The 7,736-nt window shown below is 39.6% G+C and carries 8 protein-coding genes and 1 pseudogene; all 9 read right to left on the bottom strand.

Going from position 1 to position 7,736, the window contains the following annotated elements; translation table 11 throughout:
* A partial coding sequence (gene glpX / locus ULO1_RS15205; RefSeq protein ID WP_242947938.1) for a class II fructose-bisphosphatase occupies window positions 1–499 on the bottom strand: 499 nt, incomplete at its 3' end.
* A 101-nt stretch (window positions 500–600) separates the two neighbouring features.
* A complete protein-coding gene (locus ULO1_RS10245; RefSeq protein ID WP_159446886.1) occupies window positions 601–1,701 on the bottom strand; it encodes a tungsten cofactor oxidoreductase radical SAM maturase in 1,101 nt (366 codons plus the stop codon).
* A gap of 275 nt (window positions 1,702–1,976) precedes the next feature.
* Window positions 1,977–2,093, bottom strand: coding sequence for a transposase (locus ULO1_RS15450; protein ID WP_376738162.1), 117 nt, complete (start codon window positions 2,091–2,093; stop codon window positions 1,977–1,979).
* A gap of 77 nt (window positions 2,094–2,170) precedes the next feature.
* Entirely contained in the window at window positions 2,171–2,302 is a 132-nt protein-coding gene (locus ULO1_RS15445; protein ID WP_079933519.1) for a transposase, read from the bottom strand.
* Window positions 2,303–2,334: 32 nt separating this feature from the next.
* Window positions 2,335–2,766: a hypothetical protein gene (locus ULO1_RS10235; RefSeq protein ID WP_242947937.1), complete on the bottom strand. Its 432-nt coding sequence runs from the start codon at window positions 2,764–2,766 to the stop codon at window positions 2,335–2,337.
* 340 nt (window positions 2,767–3,106) lie between these two features.
* Window positions 3,107–3,298 (bottom strand): annotated as a pseudogene (locus ULO1_RS15200) (group II intron reverse transcriptase/maturase); the annotation flags it as partial.
* Window positions 3,299–3,772: 474 nt separating this feature from the next.
* Complete coding sequence (locus ULO1_RS14800) at window positions 3,773–4,021, bottom strand: hypothetical protein (protein WP_079933518.1); 249 nt, start codon at window positions 4,019–4,021, stop codon at window positions 3,773–3,775.
* A gap of 177 nt (window positions 4,022–4,198) precedes the next feature.
* Window positions 4,199–5,545: a sigma-54 dependent transcriptional regulator gene (locus ULO1_RS10220; RefSeq protein WP_079933517.1), complete on the bottom strand. Its 1,347-nt coding sequence runs from the start codon at window positions 5,543–5,545 to the stop codon at window positions 4,199–4,201.
* 547 nt (window positions 5,546–6,092) lie between these two features.
* Window positions 6,093–7,736 (bottom strand): ATP-binding protein (locus tag ULO1_RS10215; protein WP_079933516.1); only part of this gene is annotated, 1,644 nt, incomplete at its 5' end.

Raw genomic sequence — 7,736 nt, 5'->3', positions numbered from 1 at the left:
GGCGGGGACGGTCCAGAATTACTACCGTCAGGTCGGAAAGCCGTTTGCCTTTGGCCGCAGCAATGGCTTTCAGGTTTTCCTGAACAGGGGCATCCAGATGGATTTTGCCTGCTGCTTCCGGTCCCACGGCAATTTTTTCCATGTACATATCAGGGGCATGCAGGAGACTGCCCCGGGGTGCCGCAGCCAGTACAGCGATGGCGCCATTTAACCCTTTGGCCACCAGATTGGTGCCTTCCAGCGGGTCGACGGCGATATCCAGTTCCGGGCCTTTGCCTGTCCCTACTTCCTCCCCGATATAGAGCATAGGGGCTTCATCCATTTCCCCTTCACCGATTACTACTGTCCCTTTAATATCCACCGTATCGAAAACAGCCCGCATTGCCTCAGTAGCAGCATCATCAGCTGCCATTTTATTGCCCCGTCCCATCCAGCGAGCCGAGGCCAGGGCTGCCGCCTCTGTCACCCGGGCAAATTCCAGCGCCAGTTTACGCCCCATAAAATATCACTCCTTTTATACTAAAACAGAATATAGTATAACACAATATATGCCAATATGTTATCCTATATGCTATTTCGCCATCTTTGCCCGAATTCCTGCTAGGGACAGAAAATCAATCCCCTGGCCCAGAGACAATCAGCACAGGAGGGGGTATTACCCCAGCAATCCTCCCGGTTATGCCAGACCATATCACAGCCATCCACCCATTCGCAATCAGGGCAGGAGGGGTAAAGGTTGAGATATTCCAGGAAACGGAATTTAACATATTCATCCTGCATCCAGATAGCCGCCAGGTCCTGCTTCAGGATATTGCCGAAGGTAACCGCCTCCAGATCTTTGGGACGGCCAAACACATACTCCTTCCCGCAATGGAGAAAACGGTAACAGGGAGCCACTTCCCCATCAAAGCGAATAACCACTTTCTTCTCATCCACAAAGCGGCAGGAACGATTGGTATTCAGGCCTACCTGGGGCAAAACCACCCTGATGCCATAGCGCATGGCCAGGGTAATCACTTCCCGACGCCAGCTCAGTAGTTCTTCCGTCGGATAAAGCTGATAAAAAACTTCCCCGGTTCGCTCTGCCGTTACCGGCAGCAGCTGACTGAGATAGAGAGTATTGATTTGCCAGAGGGGCAGGGCAGCCAGCAAAGCTGGAATCTCCCGATAATTTTCCCTGGTCACCACCATTTCCGCTGCCACCTGGGGCCACTGACTCCCCAGCTCCTGTTTAACCTTATGCAAAGCAGTCAGGTTGGCCCAGAGCGGGTCAGGACTCTCCCCGCGATTGCGGACAAAAACCTCAGGGCTATAGCCATCAATGGAAACAACAATCTCATCTACCTGTTGTTCTACCAGAAAGCGCCCCAGTTTTTCCTCCAGCAAAAAACCATTGCTAGTAATGGTTAGTGACCAGCCTTCTCTTTTGATAGCAGTAACTATTTCCTTGAAATCGGGATGTAACAGAGGTTCACCGATTCCTCCCAGCACCACCCGCTTCAATTCCGGCAACCGCCGGGCTGCAGCCAGGGCCTGCTGCCAGGTTTCCCGGGCCATCATCCCGCCCGCTTGCTGCCAGCTGTGCCGATAACAATTCTGGCAGTTAAGATTACAAGCAGTGGTCAGCTCCAGATACAGTTCCCGTATATCCGGTTTTTTGTTGATAACAATCTGGTAATCCAGATAATCCAGTTTGGCCATATCCCTTCCCCCTTTCTTAGGAACAAACTCAAATGACCATATGGTCCTATATTTGTAATGCCATATCCACCATAATTCCATCTCTTGCCCACAACAGGGGCATTTTAATGGGTTTTTCCCAAATGCCTCTTGCATCCGCTCTTTCCAACTTTTTACCTTGCTTTGCTTTGGTTTTTATTGCGTTTACTTTGTGGTTTACCCTGTTCCAAAGTCCAATTATTTTTTGCACCAGTTTGTTCAGATTTCGCCGATACAACCCATACAGTCTCACCATCTTAAAGTTCTTTTATCGCTGGCCGTGCCAGGTATCTTCCTATGTATTGGGCTGCCCCTTTTACATTTTTCATCCGCCGCTCTGCATATACGTAAAATTCTTTCTGATTATTCTTTATATAACATATTTATTTGTTCTTGCTCTTTTATGCTTTTCGAATATTTCTGTTTCAACCAGTCCAGCAATACCTTTTTATCAGGCTTTTCTTAAATACTCGTACGGAATAAAACTTACTCCTTTCCCTATCTTGTTCTTGTCTATCGCTCCTTCGGTTACCAAGACATGAACATGTGGGTTGAATTTTAGATCCCGTCCAAAGGTGTGTATTACTTTATTATACTACTTCATACCCTCTTTTCCTACCTTTCTCCCGGTACATGCTTTTTGCGATGTACCCATTTTACATCGAGTCTGCTATTTACCCGTTCTACTGCGGTGCGTTTTTTATATTCTTTTTCCCACTTATAACTTGCCCGGTCGATCGACGTGAAAATCCGTCGGTTTTCCGCTAGCGGTATACGTATTCCATGACTAACTGAACACTGTTCCATTCCCTGACACTTGATTCCGTATCGCTTTGCCGGACATAACTTCTTTAGTGTCCCTCTGTCTTTTTCAAAACCACCATTACTCATTTCTCGTTGCGTTCCGGTTTCCGGACAATAGCAATATACATTGCCCTTGTAATTGTAGGCCACGTTCTTGTAATTGGTCAGTAGCCTGGTTTTTTCCCCATCTCTCCACAAGTTACGTATGTCAATAACAGGCTTTATTCTTTTCCACACTCTCATGCTAGAACACAATACCCGCTAGTATGGAATTCCATATTGCCCGAACCGGATAATCGTTTCGCCCTTTACCCCGGCTTCTCTCAAGGGTCCTCATCAATTCTTCGTCTGGCATGTAATCCAGAACCAGCCGTAAACGAACTAAATCTCCAATTGTTTGTGTTTCTGTCCACTCAAATAGCTTAATTTGTGGTATAATAGCCATAACAGGCATCCCTCCCTGGGTAGGATTGTTTGTCTTTCAACTTCAATTTTACCACAGGTGGATGCCTGTTGCTTATTTTTTACAACATTTGAGGCTGGGGTGAATTTTTCCCTCAGCCTCTTGTTTTGCGCTAAAAACCAGGTCATCCAGTAGAATATTGGCTAACAGAGGCCTTAAAGGTCCTCCTTGTGGCGTTCCTTCCTCCGTTTCCCGGACGACCCCGTTCACTATCACTCCGGCATTCAGATAAGCGCGTATCAGCCTTAGCACAAATTTATCTCTCACCTTGCGGACCACTCGAGCCATGAGTATATTATGGTTGACGCTGTCGTGCTCGTCGTACGAACGCATCGGTTCCTTTTCACCTTTCGGTTCGGCCCTTCCGCTTTCCGGCGTCCCATACTGGCGTACTATAGCCTCTGCTGACTCCTGCGGATTCAGTAGAATCTTTCGACTCTGGTTACCAAATCACTTGGCGTATTCCACAGGCCTCCTCAGATAAGAACATCATCTTTCCTCCTGCGCTTGCCCAAGTTTACCGCTACAGCCTTTGGCGGCTTTGGATTTTGTTGTGCGTTGGCAACTCATCCGACTATAACGGCCTCAAATTGGGTTCGTGTACCTCAAGCCGTGCGTTTGCCTACGGCTTCCTTCAGATTCCGCCTCGCGAAGCACACCCTTGCCTTTGGCTAACGGTAGGCGCTCGCCAGCCCCAGTTCAAGACTTTTACTCTATAGATGACGCCCATGCTGGGCGTACAGCACAAAAGAAAGGAGTCTGGCAGTCAGACTCCTTTCTTTATGTTTATTTTTTCTTATTCACTTGTTTTTTTGCTCCTTTTTTAGTTGCCTTTATTTTTTTTGCTTTTTTTACCGCTTTTTTAGTGGATTTTTTAACAGGTTTTTTAACAGTTAATTCAACTTTTTTAGTAGGAGTTGTAGGAGTTGCCGGAGTTGCCGGTTTTGCCGGTGTTGCAGCTGCAAATGCCATACTAGAACCTATAAAGCTGGCTAAGGTGCCTACTAAGATAATTTTTTTGGTTGTTTTTAACATAAAAATACGCCTCCTTTAAATTTAAATTTATTTAGCATGCATATATTTTTTAAGCAAATTCTATGCCAAAACAAATTGTCGCCGAATTATTCATTTAACAGGACTTGCTTGTAATACTTTTGAAAAAAATGGGTAATTTTCGCCCATACCTTTGGGCAAAAATTACCCACGATCTTTTTAATCCTGTAATTTATGCTCTTTCATCTTAGCATATAAAGAACGTCTATTAAGCCCAAGTTTTTTTGCCGCTAAAGTTCTATTCCAATTAGTTTCCTCTAAAACCTTTAATATTATCTTTTTTTCAATATCAGCAATTATCTCTTTAAGAGGCAAATGCTTAAAATCGTTTTCAATTTCAAAATCTGTTAAATTTATAGGTAAATGTTCTGGCAAAATTATATTTGATTGTGTCATAATTACCGCTCTTTCACAAACGTTTTCTAATTCCCTTATATTTCCAGGCCAATCATAATTTTGCAAAATCCTCAGCGCATCATTAGATATACCCTTAATTTTTTTGTTAAATTCAATGCTATATTTATTCAAAAAATATTGTACCAATTGTGGTATATCTTCCTTGCGTTCTCTTAACGGAGGTAAAAAGATAGGAATAACATTTAATCTAAAATATAAATCTTCTCGGAAACTACCCTCTTTTATCATTCTCTCCAAATTTTTATTTGTTGCAGCAATAATCCTTACATCTATTTTAATTGATTCAGTTCCACCCACTCGTTGAATTTCTTTTTCCTGTAAAACTCTCAATAATTTAGCCTGAATAGGTAAACTTATCTCCCCAATTTCATCCAAAAAAATACTTCCATTATTCGCCAGTTCAAATAATCCATATTTTTTACTAACTGCACCCGTAAATGCTCCACGTTCATGACCAAATAATTCACTTTCTAATAAATTTTCTGGTAGAGCTGCACAGTTTACTTTAATGAATGGTCCATTATGACGGTTACTATTGAAGTGAATTGCTTTGGCTACTAATTCTTTACCTGTTCCGCTTTCTCCAGTTATTAAGACAGTAGCATTTGTGTTAGCAACCTTACCTATAATTTTATAAACCTCTTGCATAGCTGAACTATTTCCTATAATTGTTTCTGGTTGATAAACCTGTTCTAGTTGCAAACGTAACTCTTTTATTTCACTAGCTAATTGTTGCATTTCTAATGCTTTTTTGATTATTAATAATAATTCCTCAATGTTAAAAGGTTTAACAATATAGTCAAATGCCCCCAGCTTCATAGCCTGAATTGCTAATTCTGTTGTAGAATAGGCAGTCATTAGAATTACATTAATGTTTTTGTTTTCATTTTGTATTTTCTTTAAAATATCAAAACCGCTTAAACCTGGCATTTTTATATCCATCAATACTACACTAATTTGATGCTTGTTTATTAATTCCAAAGCCAACTGCCCGTTTACAGCCTTGAAAACTTTATAACCTTCTTCCTCAAGTACTTCTTCTAAAAAATCAAGCACACTATCTTCATCATCAACTATTAATATATTCATGTACTGATCCCTCCTTCATAAGGTTTTAAATTTCTCCGTTTTTCTCGCTTAATCTCAGATTTCACTTTGACAATAACCAACCATTTGGCTGATTATAACGGCAGTGCATAATCTTGGATGAATATGGGTAACCACAACCAGACCGCTTATGCATTTTACAATATCTGGTCGGTAGAATTCCACATATTCTCCAGCGGCAACCCTCCCATGTCTCACAGGGTCTTTGCCCTAAATTCCCTCGTTCTGCCTGCACTGGAGGTGGAATGTCAGAAATGCTCCTTTACAGGGTCTTAGCCCGAATGGATGTTAGCCTGACTATCCCGACTCCTGGTTGTCAAAGTGCTAATCTTTATTGATTAAGCAAGAAAAACAGAATCATTCCTTTCCGCACACCGCCTGACTGCCCCTGACGCCGCGGTCTTGAGCCTGACAAGGGCCACACAGCAGCTCCGCTCGCCCTTGACAGGCGAAAAGGAGCGTGGTGTATAATGGCCTCTTGCGGTGGGCGTTTATACGCTGCCGCCATCATCGGCCGTTTATTTGTGATTTATTCCCAACACTCTTGGGGAACAGGGTGGTTTAAGGATAATATTACAACAAATTCACTGCCTTTATTTTCCATACTATGAACTTCTATTTCCCCACCATGATTTTTTACAATTTCATATGCGATAGCCAAACCTAATCCCATACCTTTAGGTTTTGTAGTAAAAAAAGGATCAAATAACCTAGAGTATAACTGAGTTGGTATGCCCACTCCAGTATCTTTAAAACTAATTTTTATGGCTTGCTGTTTTTCATCAAACCAGGTAGTAATATGTAATGTCCCACCATCTGGCATAGCTTGTATAGCATTGTAAATTATATTATTAAAAACAATTTCTAGTTGACTTTCATCACATCTAATCAAGGGTAAATTTTGCTGTAAATCAATTTTTATTTTTATAGAAGTTGGAATAATTTCTTGGACAAAAGCCAAAACTTTTTTAATTATATGATTTACATTTTGTTCTATCAGATTTATCTGTTGTGGTTTAGCAAAAAAAAGCAGTTTTTCAACCAGGTTATTTAAACGTTCAATCTCTCTAGTTATTGTTTTTAAAGCTTTTTGACTAGGAATTTGATTTCCTTTTTTTAGCCAAAATTGAATATAACCATGTATCGCAGTAAGAGGATTGCGAATTTCATGAGCAACCCCAGCCACTAGCGTCCCTAAAGATGTTAACCTTTCACTTCGTCTGATAATGCTAAGCATTTTTTCTCTTTCAGTTATATCTCTTATTGTTAAAGCTATACCCAAGAATTTTTCATTGAAATCTTTTAATATTGCTGTTCCTATCAATAAATCTATTTGTTGTTTTGCTCTATTTGTTAATGTTATTTTTTTATCTTTTATTCCTTGTTCATATTTATACGTTTCATCTATCACCTGTTTAATTTCATCTTCAATTATTATTTCAGTATACTTTTTATTGTTCATTTCAATAACCGGGTTTATCTGTAATATGTTTATAAAAGCTCTATTAATTAAAATTATTTTCTTGTCAAAATCCAATGCCAATATTCCTTCATCAATACTATTTAATATTATTTTGTTATAACCATAAACTCTTCTTAATTCTTCAGATAAACTATTAATTGCTTTGGCGATCTCACCTATCGGGCCTACACTAACAGGTATAAAAGTATTTAAATTTTGTTTTAACTGTGACAGGCCATATTTTATTTTTTTTACCTCTTTTTCAAAATTATTTATTAAAAAAACACTACCACTAATACCAACTAAAAAACCTAATATAATTATTTTATAAATTTTATTCCTGCTATTTTCAAGATTTTGTATTGATGGTTGTAAATTTTCTCGTACCCAGACTACACCAATAATTTTACCGTTTACATAAACAGGTGAATAACCCTCTATACTACCGTTCTGATTATTTACTCTTATTATTTTATTTCTACTTCTAATTACATTTATAAAAATATTTTGTTGATTTGGTGTAAAAGTTTCAATTAAAGAAATCTCGCCAGGCAGACTATTATTTATAATAATCTGATTTTCTAAAGAATAAAATCCAATCTCTGTTTTAGGAAAGTTATTACTAATTGAATCTATAACTTTTTTAATTTCTAATCCAAATGGTTTTGATATGCTAATCTTAGGTACAGTTATATTTATTTTTTTCTGTTT

This window comes from Carboxydocella sp. ULO1 (genome assembly GCF_002049255.1).
Lineage (GTDB): Bacteria > Bacillota.
This window is presented reverse-complemented; position numbering and strand designations above follow the sequence as displayed.

What these genes read in the sequence shown, in the direction of transcription:
- ULO1_RS10245 (WP_159446886.1), bottom strand. Translation starts at nt 1,701, where the DNA reads ATGGCCAAACTGGATTATCTGGATTACCAGATTGTTATCAACAAAAAA.
- ULO1_RS10235 (WP_242947937.1), bottom strand. Translation starts at nt 2,766, where the DNA reads ATGAGAGTGTGGAAAAGAATAAAGCCTGTTATTGACATACGTAACTTG.
- ULO1_RS14800 (WP_079933518.1), bottom strand. Translation starts at nt 4,021, where the DNA reads ATGTTAAAAACAACCAAAAAAATTATCTTAGTAGGCACCTTAGCCAGC.
- ULO1_RS10220 (WP_079933517.1), bottom strand. Translation starts at nt 5,545, where the DNA reads ATGAATATATTAATAGTTGATGATGAAGATAGTGTGCTTGATTTTTTA.